Source organism: Phreatobacter aquiterrae (genome assembly GCF_053471285.1).
In genome coordinates, this window is sequence record NZ_JBJPHW010000012.1 from 88,780 (window position 1) to 115,283 (window position 26,504).

The window sequence follows — 26,504 nt, forward strand, 5'->3', positions numbered from 1 at the left end:
GGCCGCACGATGGAGGAAGCGCTTCGCCCATTCGTCAGCGCTGTAGAGCGTTTGTGGCGTTGCGGAATTAATGGCGCTCCCTACGGGATTCGAACCCGTGTACCCAACGTGAAAGGCTGGTGTCCTAGGCCTCTAGACGAAGGGAGCGAACCGCTTGGCGGCGGCGGGCGTTATAGGGGTGTTCCCCGCCGCCATCAAGCGCCGTGCGTGTGTTTTCAACTCGCCTTGATGGAATTCTCCCGCACCACGTCGCCCCACACCCGCATCTGCGTTGCGAAGAACGATCGCAGTTCGGCAGGCCCGGTGGTCATCAGCTTGATCTGCTGCGTCTCGGTCAGCTGTTTCTCGATCGCAGGCTCGCGGAAGGCCGCCGCCAGCGCCTGCTGGAAGCGTGCGACGATCGGTCCCGGCGTCCCGGCCGGCGCGAAGACGCCCCACCACGCATCGGCCTCGAAGCCGGCAAAGCCGCTTTCGGCCACGGTCGGCACGGCCGACAGCGTCGCCGCGCGCTGGGCGCCGGTCTGGACGATGGGCCTGAGCGTGCCGGCGGACAGGTGGGCGGCAAGAACCGCGACCGAGGCGATGGACAGCGGGACGTGGCCGCCGAGCGCGTCGTTGATGAGCGGCCCGCCGCCGCGATAGGGGATGTGGTTGAACGTCGTCCCGGCGCGACTGGCAAGCTGCGTCATCGCGAGATGGCCGAGGCTGCCGTTGCCGATGGTCCCGTAGGGGATGCCGCCCGGCCGCTCCTTGCCCGCCCGGATCACCTCGTCGAGGGTGCGGAAGGGCTGCGAGGGATGGGTGACGATCACCATCGGCGCCGTGCCGATGAGCATGACCGGATCGAGATCCTTGATAGAATCGAAGGGCATGTTTGGCAGAAGCGTCGGGTTGACCGCGTGCGTGTCGAAGACGAACAGCCAGGTGTTGCCGTCCGGCGGCGCCTTGGCGACCGCGTTGGCCCCGACGCTTCCGCCGGCGCCCGGCCGGTTCTCGATGATGACGGTGGCGCCGAGGCTGCGCTCCAGCATGGGCTGGGCAAGGCGCGCTAGGGCATCGACCGAGCCGCCGGCCGGAAAGGGGGCGACGATCCGGATGGTGCCGGAGGGCCAGGTCTGCGCCCTGAGGACGGCAGGGGACATCGGTGCGACGAGGGCCGCGGCCACGAGGCCGCGGCGGGTGAGGTTCGGCATAGGCGTTCTCCCGGTGGTTGGCGGCGGGGGCGTCGAGGCCCCTGCCCGATCGGGAGTATAGGACGCTCTTACGGGATGCGAAGCACCCAGCCGGGCTGGATCAGGTCGGGATTGACGATCGGCGGATTGTTGGCCGCGACGATCTTCGGATAGTCCGCGCCCTTGCCGTAGTGGGTCTCGGCGATCTTCCAGAGCGTGTCGCCCTTCTTCACCGTATACATCCGCGCCGCCGGCGTCTCCGCCTGAACGATGAGCTTGCTGGTATCGACCTGCGCGACGCCCACCGTATTTCCGAGCGCCAGGATGATCCGCTCCGCCTCCTCCTGAGATTTGACGGTGCCCGAGAGCTGGACGTTGTTGCCGGCAGAATCGATCTGCAGCTTGCTGGTGTCGAATCCGTGGCTGGCGACCTCCTGGGTGAGTGCCGGAGCCGGAGCGGCCTGTGCATCGCTCGCGCCGATCAGCTTCTTGCCGACGTTCTTGACGAAATCGAAGAAACCCATGCTCATCTCCTCACTGACATGCCGGCCCGATAGTGACGGCGTTCGTCAGACTAGCCGCAGGACAAGCGGCTGACCAGCCGACATTCCGCGGCGGAAGCGGATCACGCCTCGACACGGTGCTGCGGTGCGATGGCGCGGTGCGATGCAGCATGACCAGCTGTGGACAACATGGCTCCCACCGGAATGAACCGTTGCCGTAACGGCAGCTGCACGATGCAATCCCTTCGTCGGCTCAGCCGATTCCTTTTTCGTCACTGTTGCGTTCGGGTTCGCCATGAAGGATCGGGCGTCGGTGGTTCCATCCATGGCGGAGGGTAGTGCGCTGGACGACGGCCTCGTCTCGCTGGTCCAGTGGCGTCTGCGTGATCCGGCCTGGTCTCCCTCCTTCGCCGACCTGCTGGAGGACGTGAGAACCTGCATCGATCCGGCGGCCCAGCCGGGCATGATCCTCGCCGCCTTGCGCGATGCCCTGAAGGCGGATGACGGGCTTGCCGCCCGCGCCCGCACCCTCGCCATCCAGGCGCAGCAGTTGATGGCAGGCCGCGAGGCGCGCGTAAGCCCCCCTCCACGTCCCGCGCTGGCCACGTCGGCCCTCAAGCGCCTCGCCGACATGCGCCCCGTCATCCTCGGGGGGTGAGCTAGCGCGTCACCGGCACCGCCGCATCGAGCAGGCGGAACTGTGCGCGCTCCCGCCCCTGCCAGCGGTTGATCGAGGCCGTACCGGCGAAATGTAGCGGCTGGCCGCGCCGGTCCGCCAGCATGCGGCCCAGGGGCTGGCCGGCGGCCCGGAAGGCGATCGCCTCGACGGTCTTGCCATCGCCGCTGCGCAGGCGGGCGCGCAGATGGGAGCCCGCAAGTTCGTCGACATGGGCGAGGGTGTGGGCGGGAAGGACGAGCACGGGCTCCGGGTTGCCGGTCCCGAACGGCCCCGCCCGGTCCAGCATCTCCACGAGGTCGGTCGTCAGCGCTCCAGCCGTTGTGGCCGCATCGACCAGCAGGGCGTCATCCCGCCGCGCGCGTTCGACCGCCTCGGCGAGGCCCGCCTCGAGAAACGCGCGGAACTCCGCGAGTCGGTCGCGATGAACGGTGATCCCCGCCGCCATCGCGTGGCCGCCGCCCTTGAGGACGATACCGGCGGTAACCGCCCGGCGCACGATGGCGCCGAGGTCGACGCCGGGCAGCGACCGCCCGGAGCCGGTGCCGAGGTCGCCGGTGAAGGCGACAGCGAAAGCCGGGCGCTTGAAGCGCTCCTTCAGCCGCGAGGCCACCAGCCCGACAACGCCGGGGTGCCAGCCGTTGCCGGCCGTGACCACCACCGAGGAGCCCTCCTCCAGCGGCCCCAGCGACGCCAGCGCTTCTGCCTCCGCCTCCTCCAGCGTGCCGATCTCCACCACCTGCCGCTCGCGGTTGAGACGGTCGAGTTCGGCGGCGATGCGGCCGGCCTCCAGCGTGTCCTCGGTCATCAAGAGGCGCAGGCCGAGCGCCGCGTCGCCGATCCGGCCGCCGGCATTGATGCGCGGTCCGAGCAGGAAGCCGAGGTGATAGGGCGTCGGCGGCCCGTCGAGCCGCGCGACGTCCATGAGGGCCCTGAGGCCGGCATTCTCGCGTCGTCGCATCACGGCAAGGCCGCGGGTGACGAAGGCGCGGTTGAGTCCGGTGAGAGGCACGACGTCGGCGACGGTTCCGAGCGCCACGAGGTCGAGCAGCCCCATGAGATCCGGTTCAGGGCGCGCGGTCGTCCAGTGTCCTTTGCCGCGCAGGTGGCGGTTGAGCGCCACCACCAGCATGAAGGTGACGCCGGCGGCACAAAGTTGCCCGAGGCCGGAGAGGTCATCCTGCCGGTTCGGATTCACGACCGCCTCGACGGCCGGAAGCGTCTCGTCGGCCTGGTGGTGGTCGCAGACGACGACGTCAAGGCCGATGGCCGCGGCCTCGCCGAGCACCTGGTGGCTGGTCGTGCCGCAGTCGAGCGTGACGAGCAGCGTCGCCCCCTTCCCCGCCAGCATTCGCAGCGCCTCGGCGTTCGGGCCGTAGCCCTCGAAGATGCGGTCGGGAATGTGCAGGAAGGGATCGAGCCCTGCCGCCCGGAGGAACAGCGCAAGGACCGCCGAGGACGAGGCGCCGTCGACGTCGTAGTCGCCGAAGATGGCCACCTGCTCGCCGGTCAGCACCGCCTTGGCGAGACGCTCGACCGCCCGGTCCATGTCGGTGAGGACGGAGGGGTCCGGCATGGCGGTGCGGATGGTCGGGTCGAGGAAGTCCGCCGCCGTCTCGGTCGACACGCCGCGGCCCGCCAGCACGCGGGAGAGGATGTCCGGCAGGCCGTGCGCCTGGGTGATCGCCAGCGCCTGCGCCCGCCCGGGATCGTCGAGCCGGTCGCGCCAGGCGCGGCCCAGCGCCGACCGTTCGATGCCCAGAAACAGCCGGCGGCGATCCATCGGCTCAGTCGAGGTGGAATTTCTCGAACTGGCGGTGCTCTCCGAAGATGCGGCGCACGGTGCCGGTCGTCGAGCGATAGACGATGGTCTCGGTGGTGATCAGGTCGGGGCCGAAGACCACGCCCTTCAGCAGCGCGCCGTCGGTGACGCCGGTGGCCGAGACGATGACGTCACCGGAGGCCATCTCCTCCATCTCGTACTTCTTGTTCGGGTCCTTGACGCCCATCTTGCGGGCGCGCTCCACCTTGGCCTCGGTGTCGAGGATGAGACGAGCCTGCATCTGGCCGCCGACGCAGCGCAGCGCCGCCGCAGCCAGCACGCCCTCGGGGGCGCCGCCGATGCCGAGATAGATGTCGATGCCCGTCTCCAGCGCATTGGCCGTATGGATCACGCCGGCGACGTCGCCATCGGTGATGAGGCGGATGGCGGCGCCCGTGCCGCGCACCGCCTCGATCAGCTTCGAATGGCGTGGCCGGTCCATGATCAGGGCCGTGATCTCGTTCGGCTTCACGCCCTTGGCGCGCGCCACGGCGTGGATGTTGTCGACGGCCGAGGCGTCGAGGTCGACGACGCCCTTCGGATAGCCCGGGCCGACGGCGATCTTGTCCATGTAGACGTCGGGCGCGTTCAGCAGCGAGCCGTGCTCGGCCATGGCGATGACGGCGATGGAACCCGGCATGTCCTTGGCGCAGAGCGTCGTGCCTTCCAGTGGATCGAGGGCGATGTCGACCTTCGGGCCCTTCTTGGTGCCGACCTCTTCGCCGATATAGAGCATCGGCGCCTCGTCGCGCTCGCCCTCGCCGATCACCACGGTGCCGTCGATCGGCAGCTTGTTGAGCTCGCGACGCATTGCGTCAACCGCGGCCTGGTCGGCCGCCTTCTCGTTGCCGCGCCCGCGCAGGCGTGCCGAGGCCACGGCGGCCCGTTCCGTCACCCGCACGAGTTCCATGGAGAGAACGCGCTCGATCACGAGGTTCTTCGGGATGGAAAGCCCTTGTTCGGCCATGGTCGGGTCCCCTTGGAGGTCTGTTGTTGTCAGTTGCGTTCGATACGGATGACCTGGGGGCTGCCCAGCAGGATGCCATCGGAATCCATGGACTTCAGGGCCCGCCTGACGGCGGCTTCGGTCGTCGCATAGGTGATCAGCACGACGGGCGCGGGAGCGGCAGCCGCAGCCGGATCGGTACCGCCGCGCACGGGCCCTGCCCGGCGCTGGACGATCGATTCCAGCGAGATGTTGTTCTGCGCCATGCGCGAGGCGATGCGCGCCGCCGTGCCCGGCTTGTCCACCACTTCGAGGCGGATGTAGTAGCCGCCCTCGTGGCGGGTCATCGGCGCGCGGCTGGGTTTGGTCAGCGCCGCCACGGGACGGATGAACGGCGCCGTGCGGTGCCCGCGCGCCACGTCGACGATGTCGGCGATGACGGCGGAGGCCGTCGCATCGCCGCCGGCGCCGGGGCCGACGAGCGTCAGGTCGACCGCGTCGGCATCGATGGCGATGGCATTCAGCACGCCGTTGACCTGCGCGATCGCCTCGTCCTTCGGAACGAAGGTCGGATGCACGCGCTGCTCGACGCCGTCGGCGGTGCGCTGTGCGACGCCGAGGAGCTTCACCCTGTAGCCGAGTTCCTCGGCCATCCTGAGGTCCACCGGTTTGATCGAGCGGATGCCCTCGATGGAGATGCCCTTGGTGTCGACCAGCGTGCCGAAGGCAAGGCTGGTCAGCAGCGACAGCTTGTGGGCGGTGTCATAGCCGTCGACGTCAAAGGTCGGGTCGGCCTCGGCATAGCCGAGCCGCTGGGCGTCCTTCAGGCATTCCTCGAAGCTGATCCCCTCCTCCGCCATGCGGGACAGGATGTAGTTGCAGGTACCGTTGAGGATGCCATAGACGCGCTCGATCGTATTGCCGAGCAGGCTCTCGCGCAGCGTCTTGATGACGGGAATGCCGCCCGCGACGGCAGCCTCGAAATTGAGCGCCACGCCCTTGGCCTCGGCCTTCCGGGCGAGGGCCGGCCCATGTGCGGCGAGCAGCGCCTTGTTGGCGGTGACGACGGCCTTGCCATGCGCCAGCGCGGTCTCGACGGCTTCCTTTGCGACTCCTTCGGCGCCGCCCATCAACTCGACGAAAACGTCGATCCCGGGATCGGCGGCCAGGCGGATCGGATCGTCGACCCAGCGCATGCCGCCGAGATCGATGCCGCGATCCTTCTTCCTTGAACGGGCGGTGACGGCCGTGACGCGGATCGGCCGGCCGGCGGCTTCCGCCAGCCGGTTGTCGCGCTTGGCAATCAGCCTGACCACCGAGGCCCCGACCGTGCCGAGGCCGGCGATCCCGACTTTCAAGACGTCCTGCATGGGTGATCGATCCGCACTGCCGCGACGACGGCGCCGCGCCGGGCTTGTGCCCGATTTGAGGGACCAAGGCAAGGAATGACGGCCCTTCCCTGCAATAGCGGGCTGCAATCAGTCGAGCAGATGGTCGATGCCGCGAACCAGGCCGACGACATCGGAAACCCTGCGCGCAGCGAGAAGAGTGCCGCCGACATAGGGCGCTGCGGACGACCCGGCGTCGTGGCGGATGGTCAGCCGCTCGTCGGGCAGGCCGAAGATGGCTTCCGCCGAGAGCACGAAGGAGGGCATGCGCACGGAATGGACCTGCACGGCGATGCCGCCGGCATTGACTGCGCCGCCGCGCGTCTCGCGGATGCCGCCGAGTTCGCCGACCGGCTTGGACGTCGGCTCGCGCCTGATCCTGGAGAGGATCTCCCCCAGTTCGCGGCCCGTGCCGGACGGCGTGTCCGGCTTCTTCGCCGAGGCGTAGTCGATGATCTCGACGTCCGGCACGTGCTTTGCCGCCATGGTGGCGAAGCGCTTCAGCAGCGAGGCGGTGATCGAGAAATTGCCGGCCGCGATCACGCCGCGCCCCGCTGCACGGGCGGCGGCATCGATCTCTGCATAGTCATCGGCCGCGAGGCCAGACGTGCCGATCACGACATGGCGGCCGGCGGCGAGGGCCTCCAGCGCGTGCCCCTTCACGACATGCGGCTTGGTGTAGTCGACGACCACGTCGCTGGGCACGGCAAGCGCCTCGGCAAGGCTCGCTGACATGACGACGCCCAAAGTGGAAGCACCAGCAACCTCACCGGCGTCCTTGCCCGCTTCCGACCGGGAGACCGCGCCGGCGAGCGCAAGGTCGGCGGCGCCCGCGACGGCCCTGACAAGTTCACGGCCGACCCAGCCCGAGGCCCCGGCAACGACGATCCTGATCATAGGAACTCCCGATGGGGCGGCCGCGAGCTCAGCGCCCGGCGGCCGTGAGGGGAATGACGTTGTGCAGCGTGGTCGCCGCACTGTCGAAGAACCGCTTCACATTGCGCGCCGCCTGGCGGATGCGCTGCTCGTTCTCGACGACGGCGATGCGCACATAGTCATCGCCGTGCTCGCCGAAGCCGATGCCGGGCGCGACCGCAACCTCGGCCTTCTCGACGAGAAGCTTGGCGAACTCCAGCGAGCCCAGCGCCTTAAACTGCTCCGGGATCGGCACCCAGGCGAACATGGACGCCTGCGGCACGGGAATGACCCAGCCGGACTTGCCGAAACTGTCGATCAGCGCGTCGCGGCGCTTCTTGTAGGTCTCGCGCATGTCGCGGATGCAGTCCTCCGGCCCGTTCAGCGCTGCGGTCGCCGCCACCTGGATTGGCGTGAAGGCGCCATAGTCCAGATAGCTCTTCACGCGGGCGAGCGCCGCACAGAGCTGCTCGTTGCCGACGGCAAAGCCGATGCGCCAGCCGGCCATCGAAAAGGTCTTCGACATCGAGGTGAACTCGACGGCGACGTCGAAGGCTCCGGGCACCTGCAGGATGGAGGGGGGCGGGTTCCTGTCGTCGAAATAGACCTCGGCATAGGCGAGATCGGAGAGAACGATCAGCTCGTGCTTCTTCGCGAAACGGACCAACTCGGCATAGAAATCGAGGTCGGCGACCTGCGCGGTCGGATTGGAGGGATAACAGACGACGACCGCGATCGGCTTCGGGATCGAATGCTGCATCGCGCGCTCCATGGCGCGGAAGTAGTCGTCGTCGGCCGTCGCCGGCACCGAGCGGATGACACCGCCCGCCATCAGGAAGCCGAAGGCGTGGATCGGATAGCTCGGATTGGGACAGAGCACCACGTCGCCCGGCGCGGTGATCGCCTGGGCCATGTTGGCGAAGCCTTCCTTGGAGCCCAGCGTCGCGATGACCTGCGTATCCGGATTGAGCTTCACGCCGAAGCGGCGCTCGTAATAGGCGGCCTGCGCGCGCCTCAGGCCCGGAATGCCCTTGGACGCCGAGTAGCGGTCGGTGCGCGGCTTGCCGACCGTCTCCTTCAGCTTCTCGATGACATGGTCCGGCGCCGGCAGGTCGGGATTGCCCATGCCGAGGTCGATGATGTCGGCGCCCTTGGCCCGCGCGGCGGCCTTCACCTTGTTCACCTGCTCGAACACGTAGGGCGGCAGCCGGCGGATGCGGTGGAACTGGGATTGGGTCATCGGTTCGGGACGCTGGGGCGGCAGGCCTTGCCGCAAGGGGTTAGCCTCGTATCACATTGCGGTACGAGACGAAACGTCGCGGAGCGGCACGCCACTCCTCTCTTTCGTCCTAGTCCTCGCTGCCGCGCTCGGCCGGATCGATGGCGGGACGCGCTCCGGGGCCGGGACCGCGCACGCGCCCCTGGCTCTGCAGGCGCCGGTCCATGGCCGCCGCGTGACCCGCACGCGCCGCCTCGAGCGAGGCGCGCCGTTCGGCCTGCTGGGCTGGCGTCAGCAATTCCGGCGTCTCGGAAGAGCGTGCCGGCGGGCTGACCCGCTCGGGGGGTGGCAGACGGGCGATGAGCGTCGCAGCGCCATAGCCGCTCGCGCGCATCGGGGCCGGCGACCAGAGCCCACCTCCCGCAACGGGCGGAAGCGGGGTGGCCTGCGAGGGACCATAGGGAGAGGGATAGCCGTCGCTGGCATGCTGGCACCCCGCCAGCATCATCGCGGCGGCAGCCAGCAGCCCCAGCCGCACCCGGTGCGTGGCGCGCGTCATCCGCCGGTCCGATCTGTCTGCCATGTCGCTCTCCGAAGGGATGCCGCACATCTTTCGCTTGGCGGCCTCCGCTTCGCCTTCCTAATATGCTCAGATCAAAAAGTGGATCGTTTTCGTAACGGACGAAAGCGGCGAATTTCGGAGAGACGCTCATGGCGAAACGCGATTCGGGCAAGCCGAACGCGCCGAAGGCCTCGAGGAAGGCCGCGGCGCCTCCGAAAGCTTCCGTCGTGGAGCCCCCGAAGCCGCCAGAGGCCCAGGTGTCCGGCAAGAGCGAATCTACGGCGGCTCCGGCCCGGGCTGCATCAACCAAGGCCGCTCCGGCCAAACCCGCCCACTCAGCGCCCATTGCGAAGGCCGCAGGCGCGCAGTCCTCGAAAGTCATGGCCGCCTCACCAGCGAAGTCCCCGCTGGCGAAAGCGCCGTCGGCAAAAGCCACCCGGTCGACACAACCCCGGAAGCCGGCTGCGGCGCCAGTGCCTGTGGCCCGGACCACATCGGCCAAGCCCGCCGCTGCCAAACCTCCCGCTGCCAAACCTGCCGCTGCGAAACCTGCCGCTTCCAAACCTGCTGCTGCGAAGATGACCGCAGCAAGTATGCCCGCGTCCGCGATCTCCGCAGCCAAGCCCTCCGCTCGCCGGACGCCGCGCTCCCCCAGGGCTGCGGGAAAGGCCAGCGCGGCGAAGCCTGCCGACAAGGTGCCCGTCACACGACCGGAGGCCGCCAAGGCTCAGCCGGCGGCAGCCAGTCCCACCGCCGCCACTGCAAACAAGATCGAGGCCGCGGCGCCGCCTGCCCCGCGCCGCCCCCTCTCCGTCGTCACAGGCGGCGCCAAGAATGGCCCGACCCCGGCACCTGCGGCCGCGGTTCGCCCCGAGGCTCCGCCCGCCGGCGCATCTGCAACCCCCGCCGCCGCCGCAGCCAGCACGGATGATCCGTTCCGCTTCCAATCGATGGATGTCGAACGCCTGTCGTCCAACATCGCCCGCATGGTGGAACTGGGCGGCAAGGCTCTCGCCGCCTATCTCAAGCCGCGCGAGACCGGCGCGCACCCAGCCGACTCGCCCGATACCGTGGCGGATGTCGCCAAGACTCTCGGCCATGTCGCCGAGTTCTGGCTGAAGGACCCGGCGCGCGCCGTCGCCGCCCAGTCGGAAGTGGCGGGCCGCTACATGGACCTGTGGTCACAGTCGCTGAAGTCGATGTCGGGCGAAGTCACCGAACCTGTCGCCAGGCCCGACCCACGCGACGCGCGCTTCAAGGACCCGCAGTGGGAGCAGAACCCGTTCTTCGACTTCCTCAAGCAGTTCTATCTGGTCACGGCCGGGCTCGCCGAGAAGTTCGTCACCGAGGCCGAACTCGACGACCACCTCAAGCACAAGGCCGCCTTCTACGCGAAGCAGATCGCCAACGCCCTCTCGCCGTCCAATTTCGTCGTCACCAATCCCGAACTGCTGCGCGAGACCATCTCGTCCAATGCCGAGAACCTGGTGCGCGGCATGACGATGTTCGCCGAGGACGTGGAGCGCGGCGGCGGCGACCTGCGCATCCGCCAGTCCGACGACAGCCAGTTCGCCCTCGGCAAAAACCTCGCCATGACGCCCGGCAAGGTCGTCTTTGAGAACGACCTCATCCAGCTCATCCAGTACGAACCGACGACCAAGGCGGTGGGCAAGGTGCCGCTGGTCATCATCCCGCCCTGGATCAACAAGTTCTACATCCTCGACCTCACCCAGGAGAAAAGCTTCATCAAGTGGGCGGTCGACCAGGGGCTCACCGTCTTCGTCGTCTCGTGGGTCAACCCCGACCAGCGCCACGCCAGCAAGAGCTTCGACGACTACATGCTGGAAGGGCCGCTGGCCGCCTTCCGCGTCGCCGGCGAGATCACCGGCGAGGACAAGGTCCATGCCATCGGCTACTGCGTCGGCGGCACGCTTCTGGCGGTGACCCTCGCCTACATGGCCGCCAAGGGCATCGACACGGTGCAGAGCGCCACCTTCTTCACCACCCAGGTGGACTTCACCTATGCCGGCGACCTCAAGGTCTTCGTCGACGAGGAGCAGATCCAGAGCCTCGAGAAGCGCATGGCGCAGACCGGCTATCTGGAAGGCAGGCAGATGGCCAATGCCTTCAACATGCTGCGCTCGAACGACCTCATCTGGAACTATTTCGTCAACAACTACATGAAGGGCAAGCAGCCGATGCCCTTCGACCTGCTCTACTGGAACGGCGATTCCCCGCGCATGCCGGCGGCGAACCATTCCTTCTACCTGCGCCACTGCTACATGCAGAACGACCTCAGCCAGGGCCGCATGGTGGTGGCGGGCGAGACGCTGGACCTGAAGAAGGTCAGGGTGCCCGTCTACAATCTCGCCGCGCGCGAGGACCATATCGCTCCCGCCCGCTCGGTCTTCGTCGGATCGGCCTGCTTCGGCGGTCCGGTGGAGTATGTAGTGGCGGGATCAGGCCATATTGCCGGCGTGGTCAATCCGCCCGCCAAGAAGAAGTACCAGCACTGGACGGGCGGCCGGCCCGAGGGAACGTTCGAGGACTGGATCGCCAAGGCCACAGAGCACCCCGGCTCCTGGTGGCCGCACTGGCGCGAATGGGTCAGGAGCCATGACGGCGAGGAGGTCGAGGCCCGCCGCATCGGCTCAAATGCCTATCCGCCGATCGAGGACGCCCCCGGGCGCTATGTGAAAGTGAAGGACTGAACGTGCCTGTTCCCATGAGCGAGCGCCCGGCGCTCGAAGCCTATCCGTTCCTGACCGTGCATCCCGTCCGCTACGGCGATCTCGACCCCAACAACCACGTCAACAACGCGGTGATTGGCACCTATCTGGAGATCGGCCGCACCGAGTTCTTCGACCGCGAGGGCATCCGGCTGACCACCGAGGGCCGCGGCATCTCGCTCGTCCACATGGAGGTCGAGTTCCACCGGGAGATTCTCTATCCCGGCTTCGTGCAGATCGTCTCGGGCATCAGGCGGGTGGGGTCGTCCTCGCTGACCTTCGACCAGGCGGTCTTCGTCGACGGCGTGCGGCATATCTCCGCCTCGACCACGACGGCGCAGGTCGACAAGGCGACGAAGCGCTCGACGCCCTGGAACGACGTCCAGCGCGCCAAGTTCGAGCGGCTGATGATGCGGTGACGGCGGCGCCTGTACGGCGCCGCGCTCCGCCGCCTCACGGAAACAGTGCGATCTGCTCCAGCCCCGTCGTCTCGGGGAAGCCGAGCACGAGGTTCATGTTCTGGATGGCCTGTCCCGCCGAGCCCTTCACCAGATTGTCGAGGGTCGAGATGACGATGGCGCGGCCGGGGATGCGATCCTCGAAGACGCCGATCTGCACGTAGTTCGAGCCGCGCACATTCTGCGTCTGCGGCACCACGCCCTTCGGCGCTACATGGACGAAGGGCTCGTCCTTGTAGGCCTCGGCAAGGGCCTTGCGGAGGTCGTCGGCGGTTGCGCCGTTCAGCCTGACGTATGACGTGCAGAGCTCGCCGCGCGCCATGGGGATGAGATGCGGGGTGAAGTTGATCGTCACGCTGGAGCCGACCGCGACGCCGATCTCCTGCTCGATCTCCGGAGCGTGCCGGTGCTTGGCGATCGAATAGGGCGAGAGGCCCTCGCCGGCCTCGGAGAACAGCGTGTTCTGCTTCAGGCCACGGCCGGCCCCGGTGACGCCCGACTTGGCGTCGACGATGATGTCGTCGGCATGAATCAGCCCCGCCTTCGCAATGGGCACCAGCGCCAGCAGCGTCGCCGTCGGATAGCAGCCGGGGCAGGCCACCAGGCGGGCCTGCGTGATGGCGTCCCGATAAAGCTCGGTGAGGCCGTAGACCGCCTCCTTCTGCAGTTCAGGGGCCTGGTGCTCCTGGCCATACCACTGAGCGTAGGTCTCGCCGTCCCTCAGGCGAAAATCGGCCGACATGTCGAGGACCTTGATCTTCGGATTGGCGGCGAGCACCGCCGCGATGATCTCCTGCGTCGTGCCGTGCGGCAGGCCGCAGAACACCGCATCGAGACTTGACCAGTCCACCGTCTCCCATGCGACCAGTTTCGGCAGGTCGAGCATGAAGAAATGCGGGAAGACATCGGTCATTGCCTTGCCGGCATGGGTGTTGGCGGTCAGCGCGGCGATCTCAATGCCGGGATGGCGCGCGGCGAGGCGGACGGCATCGGCGCCGGTGTAACCGGACGCGCCGAGGATCGCGATTTTGGCCTTGGTCGCCATGGCAGTCTCCGCAGGGTGCGAGAAGTCGGATTCAGGAATTCAGGGACAAAAAAACCGCGCTGGGAGCGCGGCGATCGGGTCGATCATCAGGGCACACGGCCGCGCGCTCATCGCTGGATGAGGATACGGCGTCGGGTGCTGGCAGCGGAGGTGATCATGGCGCGTTTTTTGATGCGGTTGTGCGCGCCTGTCAAGATTTTTCCCCGGCCGGCCTATAGAGGTCGAAGCATGTGCCGTAGGCGACCCGCCTGCCCGCCCGGACAAAGCCGATCTTGCGGGCGACGCCGATAGATCCGGCATTGTCGGAGTGGATGAGCGCCACCAGGTCACGTCCGCCGATCACACCGGACCAGTGCTGCAGGACCGCCCGGGCCGCCTCGCCGGCATAGCCCTGTCCCCAGAATCGCCTCGGCAGCCGCCAACCGATCTCGATGTCCGGTCCCAGCCCCTCCACGGGGATGAGAAGCGTCGTGCCGACAAAGATGCCGGGGTCCCGTTTCAGCCACAGGCTCCAGTGCCCGAGGCCCTTGCCGAAGTCGACGGCCATTCGCGACGGCAGGACGCGGCGGTAGGCCTCCGCGTCGAATTGGTCGCGGAAGTCCGGCGGCAGGTAGCGGCGCACTTCAGGGTCGCTGTCCATCGCGACGTAGTCCTCGACGTCGGCCTCCGTGCGGGGCCGCAGGACGAGGCGATCGGATTCCAGCGGTGGCGGCATGGCAACGAGCCTACCTGTTCTTGCCCGGCACCCAGAGCACGTCCGCCCTGCCCTTGTCGTTGAGGTAGCGGGCCGCGACGAAGAGAAAATCCGACAGCCGGTTCACATACTGGAGCGCCGGCGCCGAAACCTCCTCGCCAGGCCGCCGCACGAGGTCGACCATGATCCGCTCCGCCCGCCTGGCAATGGTGCGCGCGACGTGGAGATGCGCGGAGGCCGGGCTTCCCCCCGGCAGGATGAAGCTCTTCAGCGGGTCGAGTTCGCTGTTGAGCTGGTCGATCTCCCGCTCGATACGCTTCACCTGCGCCTCGACGATCCGGAGGGGCTCATAGCCGAGGTCCTCGCCGAGGTCGGGCGTGGCAAGGTCGGCACCGAGGTCGAAGAGGTCGTTCTGGATTCGCATCAGCATGGCATCCACGACGGCGTGGTCGGCAGTCGTGAGCCGCGCCACTCCGATGGCCGAATTGGCCTCGTCGATGCAGCCATAGGCCTCGACGCGCAGGTCGGACTTCAGCCGCCGCGGCCCCGCCGCCAGCCCCGTCGTGCCGTCATCGCCGGTCTTCGTGTAGATCTTGTTGAGTTTGACCATATCGCTGTCCCGCCCGTCAGCCGCCATTCGCCTTGTAGAAGATGGCGATGACGATGACGATGATGGCGAGGAACTGAAGCCCGACGCGCCAGCGCATCAGCTTCTGGGACGTGTTGGGGTCGCCGCCCCGCATCATGTTGACCAGCCCCATGACGAGGACGATGGCGACGGCGGCGATGGCGACGGGGACGAGGGCGCTGAAGGACATGGGCAGGTTTCCCCTCAGCCGTTGAGGCGCCAGATGGCGATGTTCAGCACGGCCGCGAAGCTGACCCACGCTAGATAGGGGATCAGGAGAAGCGATGCCAACCGGTCCTTCGTCCAGCCGAAGGCGATGGTGCCGAGGATGGCGAACCACAGGGCGACGATGACCGCCACCGCCGCACCGGTCGCCTGACCGTAGAAGAAGACCCAGGACCAGGCGGCATTGAGCGCGAGCTGGGCGGCGTAGAGGGCGAGCGCCGGTTCCTTGTCGCGCGAGGCGGAGAGCACGAACCGCGCACCCGCCACGGCGATCATCACGTAAAGAATGGTCCAGACAGGTCCGAAGACCCAGTTCGGCGGGTTGAACGAGGGCTTGGTCAGGGACGGGTACCAGGAGCCGAGCCCGTAGGAATTGGCGATGCCGCCGGTGCCGGCCACCACCAGGCAGACGAGGATGAAGGCCCCGTAGACCGCAAACTGACGCCCGAGACCCATACGCTTGTCCACATCCGTCTTCCCTATTTGCTGCACTGCCACTACGATGACCCAACGCAATGGGATCAGTGCCGTTCCGACCCGTCGGAGAGCAACAGGCATGCGGCGCAGGCGGCGCCATCCATTGGCGCTCCATGACGGCGTTTCCGTTCCGTTCGCTCCGGCGAGCCGCTGTGCCATCATGGCAAGGACTGATTCGTGGCCGCCGCGCGGCCATCAGCATGTGGTGGACGATGGACAATTCGAGCGACCTTTTCGGCGGGCCGAAGGAGAGTGTGGCCAAAGCCGCCCCTCCTCCGAGGGCCAGGGCCGAGACGTCGAAACCCGCCAAACCGGCCGGCACGCCCGGCGAACAGGGCTATTCGGCGTCTGATATCGAGGTTCTCGAGGGCCTGGAGCCGGTGCGCCGCCGGCCCGGCATGTATATCGGCGGCACCGACGAGAAGGCCCTGCACCACCTCTTCGCCGAGGTGATCGACAACGCCATGGACGAGGCGGTGGCCGGCCACGCGACCTGGATCGAGGTTGAACTCTCGGCCGACGGCTCGCTCTCCGTGACCGACAACGGCCGCGGCATTCCCGTCGACCCGCACCCGAAGTTTCCGGGCAAGTCGGCACTCGAAGTCATCATGTGCACGCTCCATGCGGGCGGCAAGTTCGATTCCAAGGTCTATGAGACCTCCGGAGGCCTTCATGGTGTCGGCGTGTCGGTGGTGAATGCGCTCTCCGTGGCGCTCGACGTCGAGGTCGCGCGCGGCCAGATGCTCTACCGCCAGCGCTTCTCCCGCGGCATCCCGCAGACCGGCCTCGAGGAACTCGGCCGCGTCCACAACCGGCGCGGCACCAAGGTGCGGTTTCTGCCCGACCCGGAGATCTTCAAGGAGACCCACACCTTCAAGCCGGCCCGCCTGTTCAAGATGGCGCGTTCCAAGGCCTATCTCTTCGGCGGCGTCGAGATCCGCTGGTCCTGCGATCCGGAACTGGTCAAGGGCACCGACACGCCCGAAAAGGCCGTGCTCCGCTTTCCGGGCGGCCTCAAGGACTATCTCGCGGCGACGCTGGAAGGCGCCACGCGCGTCCACGCCGACATCTTCGGCGGCAAGCTCGACAGACAGGGGCACGGCTCGGTCGAATGGGCCATTGGCTGGGTCGGCGACCAGGACGGCTTCGTCTCGTCCTACTGCAACACCATTCCGACGCCGGACGGCGGCACCCATGAACAGGGCCTGCGCATCGCCCTGCTGCGCGGCCTGAAGGATCATGCCGAGCGCACCGGCAACAAGCGCGCCGCGCAGGTGACGACCGACGACCTGCTGGTCGGCTGCTGCGTCATGCTCTCGGTCTTCATCCGCGAGCCGGAATTCCAGGGCCAGACCAAGGACAAGCTGGCCACGAGCGAGGCCTCGCGCATCGTCGAGAACGCCATCCGCGACCCCTTCGACCACTGGCTAGCGGGCAATCCGAACCAGGCGAACCGCCTTCTCGACTGGGCCGTGGAACGGGCCGAGGAGCGCCTGCGCCGCCGCGCCGAAAAGGACGTCAGCCGCAAGACCGCGGTGCGCAAGCTGCGCCTGCCGGGCAAGCTCGCCGACTGTTCCAACACCTCGGCGGCGGGCTCGGAGATCTTCATCGTCGAGGGCGATTCGGCCGGCGGCTCCGCCAAGCAGGCCCGTGACCGCCAGACGCAGGCGATCCTGCCCCTGCGCGGCAAGATCCTCAACGTCGCCTCGGCCGGCCGCGACAAGCTCGCGCAGAACCAGCAGCTCTCCGACCTGATCCAGGCGCTCGGATGCGGCACCGGCTCCCACTACCGCGACGACGACCTGCGCTACGAGCGCGTCATCATCATGACCGATGCCGACGTCGACGGCGCCCATATCGCCAGCCTGCTCATCACCTTCTTCTACCGGCAGATGCCGCGGCTGGTGGATCACGGCCATCTCTACCTCGCCGTGCCGCCGCTCTACCGCCTGACGCAGGGCGGCAAGACACTCTATGCGCGCGACGACGCCCACAAGGACGAGCTCCTGCGCACCGCCTTCAAGGGCAATCAGAAGGTCGAGATCGGCCGCTTCAAGGGTCTCGGCGAGATGATGCCGGCGCAGCTCAAGGAGACCACCATGGACAAGAAGGTGCGCACCCTGCTCCGCGTCCAGGTCGTCCCCGAGGAGCGTCCCGAAACGAGCGACAGCGTCGAGCGGCTGATGGGCGTCAAGGCCGAGCCGCGATTCGCCTTCATCCAGGAGCGGGCCGAATTCGCCGAGGAACTGGACATCTGACGATGCGGCGGGCTTGGCGAGACGCGGCGGCAGCCGGGCTGGCCTGCCTCGCGCTTTTGTGCGCCCATCCCGGCGCAGCGCAGTCCCCCGACCATTCCCGCCTCCTCTCCGCCATCCCCGCCGAGGTGATGTTCCTGCGCGCAACCGGCTCCTGGATGAGCGGCGAGCGCGAGGGCACGACGCGCGTGGTTATCCTGCGCACCGGCGCGCCGGACGGCGCCCAGCGTCTCTATGTGCAATGGCTGGCCGCGGCCGACCGCACGGGGCGGGTCGCCGTGGTCTCGACCGAGGAGGTGCCGGAAGTGTTCGACTGGCGCATCGCCATCGAGGACTATCGCGTCGAGCCGGACGCCAGCGGCTCGCGCGTCCTGCTCGACGGACGCATCATCGGATCGGGACAGGGACGGCGCTACATGCTGACCATCGGCCCGCCCGGCGAGATCACCTTCTCGGCCCTGCGCTGATCAGGCTGCAAGCCACGCCTCCAGCGCGGCATTCACCACCTCCGGTCGCTCCAGTGTCGACAGGTGCCCGCAATCGGGCACCACCACCAGCCGCGCGTCGGCAATGGCATCCGCCATGTCCTCCGACATGAAGCGCGGGGTGATAGCGTCATCCTCGCCCACCAGGACCAGCGTCGGGCAGCGGATGGCGGCAAGGCCCGGCTGGAAGTCGGGACGCGCCATCACCGCGCGCTGCTGGCGGATGAAGCGCGCCGGTCCGGTCTTGTCGGCCATCCGCCTGACGACGGCTTCCAGCGCCTCGTCGCCGAGGCGTCTGATATGCACGAGCCTCGGCCAGAGAATGCCGTGAATGTCGTCGAAGCGACCCGTCTCGGCGAACTTGATGGCGGCGTGGCGCAGTTCCGTGTCCTCCGGGGCATCGACGCTGGCGCGGGTGTCGAGAAGCGCGAGCCGCTCGACCCGCTGCGGGGCCTGCCGCATCACCTCAAGCGCGATGTAACCGCCCATCGACAGGCCGGCCAGCGCGAAGCGCGGCGGCGCCGCGGCAAGAAGCCGGCGGGCGATGTCGGGGATGCGGGCGTCGGAGCTGTGGTCGGCGACCGTAATGTCGAATCGCTCTCCGAAAGCCTCGATCTGGGGTGCGAAGAGTTCGGCGGTGCAATTGAGGCCGGGGACGAGGACGAGAGCGGGGCGCCGGGGCGCGGACATCGGAGGCTTCATGGGCTTTGGATCCTTCACCATGCGCGCCGAATCCCGCCATGCGACGCACGAGAAAGGGCGTCGCATGGCCCGCATTCGTTGACAATTGGCCATTTGCCACTATGTTGCGCCGCATCGACAGGACCTGCTGCGGCGGGCCTTTTCGAGACTGTCCGTTCGGCCTCGTGGGTTCTAGGGGCCGCCATGCGCGAAACCGTTTCGCGCCGAACGCCTCAACACATCATCGCAAGATCCCGCAAGACCTGAAGGACACTGTCTCAACATGCCGTTTTCCGAACTCGGCCTCAGCGCCAAGGTTCAGGCCGCCGTGGCTTCGGCCGGCTATACCGAGCCCACCCCCATCCAGGCCCAGGCCATTCCGCACGTTCTCGCACGGCGCGACGTACTCGGCATCGCCCAGACCGGCACCGGCAAGACCGCGGCGTTCACGCTGCCGATGATCACCATGCTCGAGGAGGGCCGCGCACGCGCCCGCATGCCGCGCACGCTCATTCTTGAGCCGACGCGCGAGCTGGCCGCCCAGGTCCAGGAGAATTTCGTCAAGTACGGCGTCAATCACAAGCTGAGCGTCGCCCTGCTCATTGGCGGCGTCTCCTTCGGCGACCAGGACGCCAAGCTGACCCGCGGCGTCGATGTGCTGATCGCCACGCCCGGCCGCCTGCTCGACCATTTCGAGCGTGGGCGCCTGCTGCTCACCGGCGTCGAGCTCCTCGTCATCGACGAGGCCGACCGCATGCTCGACATGGGCTTCATCCCGGACATCGAGCGCATCTGCAAGATGGTGCCCTTCACCCGCCAGACGCTGTTCTTCACGGCCACCATGCCGCCGGAGATCCAGCGCATCACTGAGCAGTTCCTGCACAATCCGGTGCAGGTCGAGGTCAGCCGCGCCGCGTCCACCGCCACCACCATCACCCAGCGCCTGGTGCGCTCCGGCAAGAAGGACTTCGAGAAGCGCGACACGCTGCGTGCCCTCGTCCGCGGCGCCGAGAACCTGAAGAACGCCATCATCTTCTGCAACCGCAAGAGCGAGGTGGCGACCGTCTACAAGTCTCTGCAGAAGCACGACTTTTCGGTTGCGGCCCTGCATGGCGACATGGACCAGAGCGCCCGCACGGCGGCGCTGACCGCCTTCCGTGACGGCAAGACGCAGCTCCTGGTGGCTTCCGACGTCGCGGCCCGCGGCCTCGACATTCCCGAAGTCAGCCACGTCTTCAACTTCGACACGCCCCACCACGCCGAGGACTATGTCCACCGCATCGGCCGCACCGGCCGCGCCGGTCGGCTCGGGACTGCCATCACCATCGTCACCCCCGAGGACGGCAAACTGCTGGCGGCGATCGAGAAGCTGATCGGCCAGCCCATCGAGTGGGCCGGCGATCCCATCACCGACGAAGAGGCCGGCGAGGCCCGGCGCGAGCGACGTGGCTCCACGGGTCGCGGCAACCGCTCGGGAGCGTCCCGTACCGAGAGCCGCACCGGCGAGGAGCGTGCTCCGCGCCGGAGCGAACCGCGTGCAGAAGGCCGCGACGGCGAGGAACGCGCACCGCGGCGGAGCGAACCGCGCAGCGGCCCGGCCCGGACCTCTGCCAGACCCCCGCGTGCCGCCGAATCGCCGCGCGCGGCTCCCGTCGAAAGAGCCGCATCGCGCCCGGATCCGCGCGGGCAGGAAGATGCCGATATGTCGCATCTGCCGCAGTTCCTTCTGCGCCCCGTGACCTATCGGGGGAAATGACGTTACGTAATGTCAGATTTTTACCGCCGATAAAGCATTGCCGGTCTAGCTTGTGCCCTGAGCTTCGAAGGCGCTCAAAGCGCCTCTCGCCACCGCCCAGGATCGGCCCTCCGCTATGCATCACCGCGACGAGATCGACCGCACATACGCCTTCGGCGACCTCGCCTTTTCCCAGATCAAGGGTCGCAACATCGCTGCGATCCCGCGGAACTACGAGGTCTGGTACTGCTATGCGTCGGGCTATCACAGCGAGCTGTCCGACGCGGTGAATGCCGTCCTCTCGGCCAACGGCATCATCACCCAGGAGCAGCTCGACACCATCTTCGACAATTATCTATCGCCGACCCGCATGGGCGACAAGATCGACCTCGTCGGCAACCGGGTGATGGACGAGATCGAGCATGTGATGACCATGATCGATTCGGCCGCCGGCCAGGCGAGCGCCTACGGCAACGATCTGGCCGGAGCGACCGCGCGGCTCGCCGCCGCTGGCTCTCCCGAAGGCGTCCGTTCGATCATTGAGACGCTGGTGCGGTCCACCCGCGAGATCGAGGCCAACAACAAGGCGCTCGAGCAGCGGCTGAAGGCCTCGCGCACCGAGATCAAGATGCTGCAGGAGAACCTCGACGCGGTGCGCACCGAGTCGCTGACGGACCCCCTCACCTCGCTCGGCAACCGCAAGTTCTATGATCAGGCCATCACCAAGGCCGTGGCGCTCGCCAACAAGACCGAGACGCCGCTAAGCCTGCTGGTCAGCGACATCGATCACTTCAAGAAGTTCAATGACACCTTCGGTCACCTGACCGGTGACCAGGTGCTGCGACTTGTGGCGCTGTCGGTGAAGCAGAACGTGAAGGGACAGGACCTCGCCTGCCGCTTCGGCGGCGAGGAATTCGCCATCATCCTGCCCGACACGACGCTGCGTGCCGCCGTCACAGTCGCCGAGCATATCCGCCGCTCGGTGATGACGAAGGAACTGATCAAGCGTTCCACCAGCGAGAACCTCGGCCGCATCACCATCTCCCTCGGCGTCGCGGCATTCCGGCCGGGCGACACGGTCGCCTCGCTCTATGAGCGCGCGGACCGCTGCCTCTATGCCGCCAAACGCAACGGCCGCAACCGGGTCGTCTGCGAAACTGACGCGGAAGCCGAACTCAATCCTTCGAAGGTCGCCTGAGGCGTTTTCCCGGCGATTTGCGGGGCGCCCTCAGCGCCGCCTGCCAGGCGATAGACGACCAGCGTCTCAGTTCATCCTCATCGTCGAGACAGGCGTCAGGCAGCCGCCTGTAGCTGGTGATCGTCGTCGTGCCGCGCGCGGTCGCGTAGACGAAGGGCTCCAGCCCCTCCGCCTCGAACAGCGGCGCGGTTTCCCCGTCGCACTTGAGGAACAGCCCGGCCCGGATCGCCAGGGCAAAGACGACGCCATCGCGATAGACGGCATGGCCGGAGAACATGCGCCGGACGGTCACGCGTGCGAAGGGCGCGAACAGATCGATCAGGAAATCCGGATCGAAGGCGCTCACCGTCGTCAGACGGCGCCGAGCGCCTCGGGCTTCGCCGGGGCCAGCGTGATCGATTCGCCGCAGCCGCAGGCCGAGGTCTGGTTCGGGTTGTTGAACACGAACTTCGCCGACAGCTTGTCGGCGACATAGTCCATCTCGGTGCCGAGCAGATAGAGAACCGCCTTGGCGTCGATATAGACCCTGACGCCGCGGTCCTCGACGGTCTCGTCGAACCTGCCGGGCGCGTCCACGAATTCCATCGTGTATTCCATGCCGGCGCAGCCGCCCTTGGTGACGCCGACGCGCAGGCCGGCATGCTCCTTGCCGGAGGCGGCAACGAGGTCCTTCAGCCGTTCGGCGGCGGCTTCCGTCAGGCGCATGGCCTGCATCTTGGGCAGAGGCATCGTGGTCTCCGATACCGCACGGGTTCAAGGCCCGGCGTTCAAAGCGATGAGTTCAATATAGAGGCTCGCTGGCGCGGGTTAAATCCCCGTTGCCGCGCGGCTGTCACCACATGTTGAGTGCCACCCGCGCCTCGTCGGACATGCGGCTCTGGTCCCAGGGCGGATCGAAGGTCAGGTTGATCTTCACTTCCGACACGCCCGGCACGCTCGCCACCGCATTCTCGACCATGGCCGGGAGCTCGGCCGCTGCCGGACAGGACGGCGAGGTCAGCGTCATGTCGATCGCGACCTTGCGCGCGTCGTCGATATCGACGCGGTAGATCAGGCCGAGTTCATAGATGTCGGAGGGGATTTCCGGATCATAGACCGATTTCATCGCCGCGACGATGTCGTCCGTGAGCCGGTCCAGCTCTTCCGGCGGGATGGCGGTCACGTCACCACCGACAGTGGTGTTGAGGGTCTGGGTATCGTCCATCGGGGTCAAGGTCCGTGGGGGATGGGCCAGGGCGGAACCGCCTCAGCCGAACATAGATTGGGCCTTGAGAAGGGCTTCCGCAAGGCGGTCCACCTCCTCGGGTGTGTTGTAGAGGCCGAATGAGGCCCGGCAGGTCGACGTCACGCCATAGCGCTGGAGCAGCGGCATGGCGCAATGGGTGCCGGCCCTGACCGCGACGCCGTAGCGGTCGATGACCGTTGCGACGTCGTGAGCATGGGCGCCCTTCATCTCGAAGGAGACGATCGCGCCCTTGTTGCGGGCCTTGCCGAAGATGCGCAGCGAGTTGATGGCGCCGAGCCGCTCGTGGGCGTAGCGCACCAGGCTGTCCTCGTGGGCGCGGATGGCGTCGCGGCCGATGGAGCGCATGTAGTCGAGGGCCTCGCCAAGCCCGATCGCCTGGACGATGGGGGGCGTGCCGGCCTCGAAGCGATGCGGGGGGTCGTTGTAGGTAACCCCTTCGGTGGTGACGACCGAGATCATCTCGCCGCCGCCGTTGTAGGGCGGCATGCGGTCGAGATGCTCCTTCTTGCCGTAGAGCACGCCGATGCCGGTCGGCCCGTACACCTTATGGCCGGTGAAGACATAGAAATCGGCATCGAGATCGACGACATCGACCTCCATGTGGACCGAGGCTTGCGAGCCGTCGACCAGCACCGGGATGCCGCGCTCATGCGCCATCCGGATGCACTCCTTGATCGGCACGACCGTTCCGAGCGCATTCGACATATGGGTCAGCGCCACCATCTTCACGCGCGGCCCGAGCAGCTTCTCGAACTCGTCGATGAGGAAGTTGCCGTCCTCGTCCACCGGGGCCCAGACCAGTTTCGCGCCGCGACGTTCGCGGTGGAAGTGCCAGGGCACGATGTTGGAATGATGCTCCATGATGGAGAGGACGATCTCGTCGCCCTCGCCGATCACCATGCCACCGAAGGTCGCCGCCGCAAGGTTGATGGCCTCGGAGGCGTTGCGGGTGAAGATCACCTGGTCGACCGACGGAGCGTTGAGGAAGGCCCGCACGCTCTCGCGCGCCGCCTCGTAGGCATCGGTCGCCGCATTGGCGAGATAGTGGAGACCGCGATGCACGTTGGCATATTCGGTCTCGTAGGCGCGCGTGATGCGGTCGATCACCGCCTTCGGCTTCTGCGCCGAGGCGGCATTGTCGAGATAGACGAGGTCGCGGCCGTAGGGCTTCAGCGCCAGCGCCGGAAAGTCCTGACGGATCAGGGCGACGTCATAGCCGCCATCGGCGACCGCAGGATGCCGGGCCGGGGCTGCCATGGTCATCCCCTCGCCCGCATCCAGTCTGTGACCGAGGTCAGCAGCGCCTCGCGAAGCTCCTCGACCACGTCGCCGAGCGTGCCTTCGCCGAAATCCTCGATGGCCTCGCGCGCGAAGGCCTCCACCAGCAGCGCCTCGGCCTCCTTATGCGGAATGCCGCGCGCCTTCAGGTAGAACATCAGGTCCTCGTCGAGCTGGCCGCAGGTGCAGCCATGGGCGCAGGCGACGTCGTCGGCGAAGATCTCCAGCTCCGGCTTGTTGTCCATCGAGGGACCTTCCGCCAGCATGATGGTCTGGCTCATCATGCGCCCGTCGGTCTTCTGGGCAATCGGCTGGACGATGATCTTGCCCTGGAAGACGCCGTGCGCCTCGCCGTCGAGGATGTGCTTGTAGGTCTCGCGGCTCTCGCAGTTGGGCGTCGCATGGTCCATGACCAGTGCGGTGTCCGCATGCTGGCGACCCTTCAGCATGGAGACGCCGCGCAGCGTCACGTTGGAACGTTCTCCCGAAAAACGCACGAAGAGCTGGCTGCGCGAGACGGCCGCGCCGGTGGTCAGCGTCAGCGAATCGAAATGCGCCTCGGCGCCGACCTCCGCCTCCAGCGTCGAAAGGTGCAGCGCCTGGTCGCCCTCGATCTGGCGGCGGCCATGCTCCAGCGTCGCGCCGTCGCGCACCACCACCTGCATCACAACGTTCTTCTGGTAATCCGTGCCGGCCGGGCCGACATGGGTCTCGACGATGCCGGCGGAAGCCCCCGCTCCCACCAAAACGACGATGCGCGAGTTGACGAGACAGGCCGTTCCGTCCGACGTGATCGAGACGAGATCGAGCGCGTGAGCGACCGCGGTGCCCGGGGCGATCTCGATGAGGACGCCATCGGTCAGGAAGGCGGTGTTGAGGGCGAAGGCGATATTGGCGCGCGCCGCCGGCTGACCGGCGAGAAGCGTCGCCAGTTCGGGACGCCGGGCCACGGCTTCGGCGAGGCCTGAGACGGTGACGCCCTCGGGCAGCGGCCCGCCATCGGCGAGGTCCGGGGCGAGATAGCCGTCGACCAGGACGATGCGGCTGCCGCCGACGCGCGGCAGACGGCCGATGGCGACCTTGGCGCCGAGCAGCGCCGAGGCGTCGGGCGCACCGGCCAGCGGCCTCGCCTCGCGCATCATGGCGCGCAGGTCGGTGTACTTCCAGTCCTCGACGCGGCGATGCGGCAGGCCGGTGGCCTCGAAGCGGGCGAACCCGGCCGAACGGAGGTCCTGCACCGCGGCAGAGGCGGGCGCGAGGGTGGCGAAGGCGCCGATCAGCGTCTGCTCGGCCGGTGTGCGGATGGGGGTGACGGCGTTCATGGCCTGCCTCACGCGGCCTTGCCGACGATGTCGGCATAGCCCTTGGCCTCAAGCTCGTGGGCGAGTTCCGGACCGCCGGACTTGATGATGCGGCCGGCCGACAAGACGTGGACCACGTCCGGCTTGATGTAGTCGAGCAGGCGCTGGTAGTGCGTGATGACGACAAAGCCGCGGTCCGGCGAGCGCATGGCGTTGACGCCGTCGGCGACGATCTTCAAGGCGTCGATGTCGAGGCCGGAATCGGTCTCGTCGAGGATGGCGAGCTTCGGCTGGAGAAGCGCCATCTGCAGGATCTCGTTGCGCTTCTTCTCGCCGCCGGAGAACCCGACATTGACCGAGCGCCGCAGCATGTCAGGCGAGATGCCGAGTTCCTTGGCCCTGGCGTTGACCAGCTTGATGAACTCGGGCGTCGCGATCTCGTCGAGGCCGTTCTTCTTGCGCTGGGCGTTGATGGCGGCCTTGAGGAAGGTCATCTGGCCGACGCCGGGGATCTCGATCGGATACTGGAAGGCGAGGAACAGGCCCTTGGCGGCGCGCTCGTCGGGCGCAAGCTCCAGGATGTTCTCGCCGTCGAGCAGCGCCTCGCCGTCCGTGACCTCATAGTCCTGGCGGCCGGCGAGCACGTAGGAGAGCGTCGACTTGCCGGAGCCGTTGGGGCCCATGATGGCGGCGACCTGGCCCTTTTCGACAGTGAGATTCAGGCCGTTGAGGATCTGCTTGTCCTCGTCGGCAAGCTTGGCGGTCAGATTCTTGATTTCGAGGAGAGCCATCGGGGCGGTCCTTGTCTGAAACGGGGTAGCCGCGCCGGCGCGGCCGAAAGGGTGAAAGCCGGAGGAGCGGTCGGA

General features: G+C 67.5%; 27 protein-coding genes and 1 tRNA gene. 7 read left to right on the top strand and 21 right to left on the bottom strand.

What is annotated here, in order from left to right:
- Positions 1-71 precede the first annotated feature (71 nt).
- The 3 genes from ACJ4V0_RS17595 to lysM form a co-directional block, all read right to left on the bottom strand.
- Positions 72-147 (bottom strand) — tRNA-Glu (locus ACJ4V0_RS17595).
- A gap of 68 nt (positions 148-215) precedes the next feature.
- Positions 216-1,193: a Bug family tripartite tricarboxylate transporter substrate binding protein gene (locus tag ACJ4V0_RS17600; RefSeq protein WP_448300901.1), complete on the bottom strand. Its 978-nt coding sequence runs from the start codon at positions 1,191-1,193 to the stop codon at positions 216-218.
- Positions 1,194-1,261: 68 nt separating this feature from the next.
- On the bottom strand, positions 1,262-1,696 hold the full coding sequence (lysM, locus tag ACJ4V0_RS17605) for a peptidoglycan-binding protein LysM (protein ID WP_448300902.1): 435 nt from the start codon (positions 1,694-1,696) through the stop codon (positions 1,262-1,264).
- 304 nt (positions 1,697-2,000) lie between these two features.
- Between lysM and ACJ4V0_RS17610 the strand changes: the two genes are divergently transcribed.
- Positions 2,001-2,333: a hypothetical protein gene (locus ACJ4V0_RS17610; RefSeq protein ID WP_448300903.1), complete on the top strand. Its 333-nt coding sequence runs from the start codon at positions 2,001-2,003 to the stop codon at positions 2,331-2,333.
- A gap of 1 nt (position 2,334) precedes the next feature.
- On the opposite strand, the gene recJ is transcribed toward ACJ4V0_RS17610, so the two are convergent.
- The 6 genes from recJ to ACJ4V0_RS17640 all read right to left on the bottom strand — a co-directional run bounded on the left by recJ (position 2,335) and on the right by ACJ4V0_RS17640 (position 9,224).
- A complete protein-coding gene (recJ, locus tag ACJ4V0_RS17615) occupies positions 2,335-4,134 on the bottom strand; it encodes a single-stranded-DNA-specific exonuclease RecJ (RefSeq protein WP_448300904.1) in 1,800 nt (599 codons plus the stop codon).
- A gap of 4 nt (positions 4,135-4,138) precedes the next feature.
- On the bottom strand, positions 4,139-5,140 hold the full coding sequence (gene glpX / locus ACJ4V0_RS17620; protein WP_448300905.1) for a class II fructose-bisphosphatase: 1,002 nt from the start codon (positions 5,138-5,140) through the stop codon (positions 4,139-4,141).
- A gap of 29 nt (positions 5,141-5,169) precedes the next feature.
- Positions 5,170-6,489 carry a homoserine dehydrogenase gene (locus ACJ4V0_RS17625; protein WP_448300906.1) on the bottom strand — a complete coding sequence of 440 codons (1,320 nt, stop codon included), beginning with the start codon at positions 6,487-6,489 and terminating at the stop codon, positions 5,170-5,172.
- A gap of 108 nt (positions 6,490-6,597) precedes the next feature.
- Entirely contained in the window at positions 6,598-7,404 is an 807-nt protein-coding gene (dapB, locus tag ACJ4V0_RS17630) for a 4-hydroxy-tetrahydrodipicolinate reductase (RefSeq protein ID WP_448300907.1), read from the bottom strand.
- A 28-nt stretch (positions 7,405-7,432) separates the two neighbouring features.
- Positions 7,433-8,662, bottom strand: coding sequence for an LL-diaminopimelate aminotransferase (locus tag ACJ4V0_RS17635; protein WP_448300908.1), 1,230 nt, complete (start codon positions 8,660-8,662; stop codon positions 7,433-7,435).
- Positions 8,663-8,771: 109 nt separating this feature from the next.
- The gene (locus tag ACJ4V0_RS17640) at positions 8,772-9,224 is read right to left on the bottom strand and encodes a hypothetical protein (protein ID WP_448300909.1); all 453 of its coding nucleotides are present in this window, start codon (positions 9,222-9,224) and stop codon (positions 8,772-8,774) included.
- 929 nt (positions 9,225-10,153) lie between these two features.
- On the opposite strand from ACJ4V0_RS17640, the gene phaC reads away from it, so the two are divergent.
- Positions 10,154-11,914, top strand: coding sequence for a class I poly(R)-hydroxyalkanoic acid synthase (gene phaC / locus ACJ4V0_RS17645; RefSeq protein WP_448300910.1), 1,761 nt, complete (start codon positions 10,154-10,156; stop codon positions 11,912-11,914).
- A gap of 14 nt (positions 11,915-11,928) precedes the next feature.
- Positions 11,929-12,351: an acyl-CoA thioesterase gene (locus ACJ4V0_RS17650; protein ID WP_448300911.1), complete on the top strand. Its 423-nt coding sequence runs from the start codon at positions 11,929-11,931 to the stop codon at positions 12,349-12,351.
- A gap of 34 nt (positions 12,352-12,385) precedes the next feature.
- Here the strand turns inward: ACJ4V0_RS17650 and argC are convergent, their stop codons facing one another.
- From argC to ACJ4V0_RS17675, 5 genes are all read right to left on the bottom strand, one after another.
- Positions 12,386-13,435: an N-acetyl-gamma-glutamyl-phosphate reductase gene (argC, locus tag ACJ4V0_RS17655; protein ID WP_448300912.1), complete on the bottom strand. Its 1,050-nt coding sequence runs from the start codon at positions 13,433-13,435 to the stop codon at positions 12,386-12,388.
- A 190-nt stretch (positions 13,436-13,625) separates the two neighbouring features.
- Entirely contained in the window at positions 13,626-14,150 is a 525-nt protein-coding gene (locus ACJ4V0_RS17660) for a GNAT family N-acetyltransferase (RefSeq protein WP_448300913.1), read from the bottom strand.
- A gap of 10 nt (positions 14,151-14,160) precedes the next feature.
- Positions 14,161-14,739: a cob(I)yrinic acid a,c-diamide adenosyltransferase gene (locus tag ACJ4V0_RS17665; RefSeq protein ID WP_448300914.1), complete on the bottom strand. Its 579-nt coding sequence runs from the start codon at positions 14,737-14,739 to the stop codon at positions 14,161-14,163.
- Positions 14,740-14,755: 16 nt separating this feature from the next.
- Positions 14,756-14,947, bottom strand: a complete 192-nt coding sequence (locus ACJ4V0_RS17670; protein ID WP_448300915.1) for a twin transmembrane helix small protein — start codon at positions 14,945-14,947, stop codon at positions 14,756-14,758.
- A 14-nt stretch (positions 14,948-14,961) separates the two neighbouring features.
- Positions 14,962-15,450: a TspO/MBR family protein gene (locus tag ACJ4V0_RS17675; RefSeq protein WP_448300916.1), complete on the bottom strand. Its 489-nt coding sequence runs from the start codon at positions 15,448-15,450 to the stop codon at positions 14,962-14,964.
- 221 nt (positions 15,451-15,671) lie between these two features.
- Here ACJ4V0_RS17675 and parE point away from each other — a divergent pair, with 221 nt between their 5' ends.
- Together parE and ACJ4V0_RS17685 are read left to right on the top strand one after the other, a co-directional pair.
- Positions 15,672-17,717, top strand: coding sequence for a DNA topoisomerase IV subunit B (parE, locus tag ACJ4V0_RS17680; protein ID WP_448300917.1), 2,046 nt, complete (start codon positions 15,672-15,674; stop codon positions 17,715-17,717).
- Positions 17,718-17,719: 2 nt separating this feature from the next.
- Positions 17,720-18,181 carry a hypothetical protein gene (locus tag ACJ4V0_RS17685; RefSeq protein WP_448300918.1) on the top strand — a complete coding sequence of 154 codons (462 nt, stop codon included), beginning with the start codon at positions 17,720-17,722 and terminating at the stop codon, positions 18,179-18,181.
- Here the strand turns inward: ACJ4V0_RS17685 and ACJ4V0_RS17690 are convergent, their stop codons facing one another.
- Complete coding sequence (locus ACJ4V0_RS17690; RefSeq protein ID WP_448300919.1) at positions 18,182-18,889, bottom strand: alpha/beta fold hydrolase; 708 nt, start codon at positions 18,887-18,889, stop codon at positions 18,182-18,184.
- A 274-nt stretch (positions 18,890-19,163) separates the two neighbouring features.
- Between ACJ4V0_RS17690 and ACJ4V0_RS17695 the strand changes: the two genes are divergently transcribed.
- Together ACJ4V0_RS17695 and ACJ4V0_RS17700 are read left to right on the top strand one after the other, a co-directional pair.
- On the top strand, positions 19,164-20,636 hold the full coding sequence (locus ACJ4V0_RS17695; RefSeq protein WP_448300920.1) for a DEAD/DEAH box helicase: 1,473 nt from the start codon (positions 19,164-19,166) through the stop codon (positions 20,634-20,636).
- 115 nt (positions 20,637-20,751) lie between these two features.
- Positions 20,752-21,813 carry a GGDEF domain-containing protein gene (locus ACJ4V0_RS17700; RefSeq protein WP_448300921.1) on the top strand — a complete coding sequence of 354 codons (1,062 nt, stop codon included), beginning with the start codon at positions 20,752-20,754 and terminating at the stop codon, positions 21,811-21,813.
- Here ACJ4V0_RS17700 and ACJ4V0_RS17705 read toward each other — a convergent pair.
- The 6 genes from ACJ4V0_RS17705 to sufC all read right to left on the bottom strand — a co-directional run bounded on the left by ACJ4V0_RS17705 (position 21,791) and on the right by sufC (position 26,429).
- Positions 21,791-22,159, bottom strand: a complete 369-nt coding sequence (locus tag ACJ4V0_RS17705) for a TfoX/Sxy family protein (protein WP_448300922.1) — start codon at positions 22,157-22,159, stop codon at positions 21,791-21,793. The genes ACJ4V0_RS17700 and ACJ4V0_RS17705 overlap by 23 nt on opposite strands.
- Before the next feature lie 5 nt (positions 22,160-22,164).
- Positions 22,165-22,542 carry a HesB/IscA family protein gene (locus ACJ4V0_RS17710; protein ID WP_448300923.1) on the bottom strand — a complete coding sequence of 126 codons (378 nt, stop codon included), beginning with the start codon at positions 22,540-22,542 and terminating at the stop codon, positions 22,165-22,167.
- Positions 22,543-22,645: 103 nt separating this feature from the next.
- The gene (locus tag ACJ4V0_RS17715; RefSeq protein WP_448300924.1) at positions 22,646-23,017 is read right to left on the bottom strand and encodes an SUF system Fe-S cluster assembly protein; all 372 of its coding nucleotides are present in this window, start codon (positions 23,015-23,017) and stop codon (positions 22,646-22,648) included.
- 42 nt (positions 23,018-23,059) lie between these two features.
- On the bottom strand, positions 23,060-24,316 hold the full coding sequence (locus tag ACJ4V0_RS17720) for a cysteine desulfurase (RefSeq protein ID WP_448300925.1): 1,257 nt from the start codon (positions 24,314-24,316) through the stop codon (positions 23,060-23,062).
- Positions 24,317-24,318: 2 nt separating this feature from the next.
- The gene (sufD, locus tag ACJ4V0_RS17725) at positions 24,319-25,659 is read right to left on the bottom strand and encodes a Fe-S cluster assembly protein SufD (protein ID WP_448300926.1); all 1,341 of its coding nucleotides are present in this window, start codon (positions 25,657-25,659) and stop codon (positions 24,319-24,321) included.
- Positions 25,660-25,667: 8 nt separating this feature from the next.
- Positions 25,668-26,429, bottom strand: a complete 762-nt coding sequence (sufC, locus tag ACJ4V0_RS17730; RefSeq protein WP_448300927.1) for a Fe-S cluster assembly ATPase SufC — start codon at positions 26,427-26,429, stop codon at positions 25,668-25,670.
- Between the last annotated feature and the right edge of the window lie 75 nt (positions 26,430-26,504).

What these genes read in the sequence shown, in the direction of transcription:
- ACJ4V0_RS17600 (WP_448300901.1), bottom strand. Translation starts at nt 1,193, where the DNA reads ATGCCGAACCTCACCCGCCGCGGCCTCGTGGCCGCGGCCCTCGTCGCA.
- lysM (WP_448300902.1), bottom strand. Translation starts at nt 1,696, where the DNA reads ATGGGTTTCTTCGATTTCGTCAAGAACGTCGGCAAGAAGCTGATCGGC.
- ACJ4V0_RS17610 (WP_448300903.1), top strand. Translation starts at nt 2,001, where the DNA reads ATGGCGGAGGGTAGTGCGCTGGACGACGGCCTCGTCTCGCTGGTCCAG.
- recJ (WP_448300904.1), bottom strand. Translation starts at nt 4,134, where the DNA reads ATGGATCGCCGCCGGCTGTTTCTGGGCATCGAACGGTCGGCGCTGGGC.
- glpX (WP_448300905.1), bottom strand. Translation starts at nt 5,140, where the DNA reads ATGGCCGAACAAGGGCTTTCCATCCCGAAGAACCTCGTGATCGAGCGC.
- ACJ4V0_RS17625 (WP_448300906.1), bottom strand. Translation starts at nt 6,489, where the DNA reads ATGCAGGACGTCTTGAAAGTCGGGATCGCCGGCCTCGGCACGGTCGGG.
- dapB (WP_448300907.1), bottom strand. Translation starts at nt 7,404, where the DNA reads ATGATCAGGATCGTCGTTGCCGGGGCCTCGGGCTGGGTCGGCCGTGAA.
- ACJ4V0_RS17635 (WP_448300908.1), bottom strand. Translation starts at nt 8,662, where the DNA reads ATGACCCAATCCCAGTTCCACCGCATCCGCCGGCTGCCGCCCTACGTG.
- ACJ4V0_RS17640 (WP_448300909.1), bottom strand. Translation starts at nt 9,224, where the DNA reads ATGGCAGACAGATCGGACCGGCGGATGACGCGCGCCACGCACCGGGTG.
- phaC (WP_448300910.1), top strand. Translation starts at nt 10,154, where the DNA reads ATGGATGTCGAACGCCTGTCGTCCAACATCGCCCGCATGGTGGAACTG.
- ACJ4V0_RS17650 (WP_448300911.1), top strand. Translation starts at nt 11,929, where the DNA reads ATGAGCGAGCGCCCGGCGCTCGAAGCCTATCCGTTCCTGACCGTGCAT.
- argC (WP_448300912.1), bottom strand. Translation starts at nt 13,435, where the DNA reads ATGGCGACCAAGGCCAAAATCGCGATCCTCGGCGCGTCCGGTTACACC.
- ACJ4V0_RS17660 (WP_448300913.1), bottom strand. Translation starts at nt 14,150, where the DNA reads ATGCCGCCACCGCTGGAATCCGATCGCCTCGTCCTGCGGCCCCGCACG.
- ACJ4V0_RS17665 (WP_448300914.1), bottom strand. Translation starts at nt 14,739, where the DNA reads ATGGTCAAACTCAACAAGATCTACACGAAGACCGGCGATGACGGCACG.
- ACJ4V0_RS17670 (WP_448300915.1), bottom strand. Translation starts at nt 14,947, where the DNA reads ATGTCCTTCAGCGCCCTCGTCCCCGTCGCCATCGCCGCCGTCGCCATC.
- parE (WP_448300917.1), top strand. Translation starts at nt 15,672, where the DNA reads ATGGACAATTCGAGCGACCTTTTCGGCGGGCCGAAGGAGAGTGTGGCC.
- ACJ4V0_RS17685 (WP_448300918.1), top strand. Translation starts at nt 17,720, where the DNA reads ATGCGGCGGGCTTGGCGAGACGCGGCGGCAGCCGGGCTGGCCTGCCTC.
- ACJ4V0_RS17690 (WP_448300919.1), bottom strand. Translation starts at nt 18,889, where the DNA reads ATGTCCGCGCCCCGGCGCCCCGCTCTCGTCCTCGTCCCCGGCCTCAAT.
- ACJ4V0_RS17695 (WP_448300920.1), top strand. Translation starts at nt 19,164, where the DNA reads ATGCCGTTTTCCGAACTCGGCCTCAGCGCCAAGGTTCAGGCCGCCGTG.
- ACJ4V0_RS17700 (WP_448300921.1), top strand. Translation starts at nt 20,752, where the DNA reads ATGCATCACCGCGACGAGATCGACCGCACATACGCCTTCGGCGACCTC.
- ACJ4V0_RS17710 (WP_448300923.1), bottom strand. Translation starts at nt 22,542, where the DNA reads ATGCCTCTGCCCAAGATGCAGGCCATGCGCCTGACGGAAGCCGCCGCC.
- ACJ4V0_RS17715 (WP_448300924.1), bottom strand. Translation starts at nt 23,017, where the DNA reads ATGGACGATACCCAGACCCTCAACACCACTGTCGGTGGTGACGTGACC.
- ACJ4V0_RS17720 (WP_448300925.1), bottom strand. Translation starts at nt 24,316, where the DNA reads ATGGCAGCCCCGGCCCGGCATCCTGCGGTCGCCGATGGCGGCTATGAC.
- sufD (WP_448300926.1), bottom strand. Translation starts at nt 25,659, where the DNA reads ATGAACGCCGTCACCCCCATCCGCACACCGGCCGAGCAGACGCTGATC.
- sufC (WP_448300927.1), bottom strand. Translation starts at nt 26,429, where the DNA reads ATGGCTCTCCTCGAAATCAAGAATCTGACCGCCAAGCTTGCCGACGAG.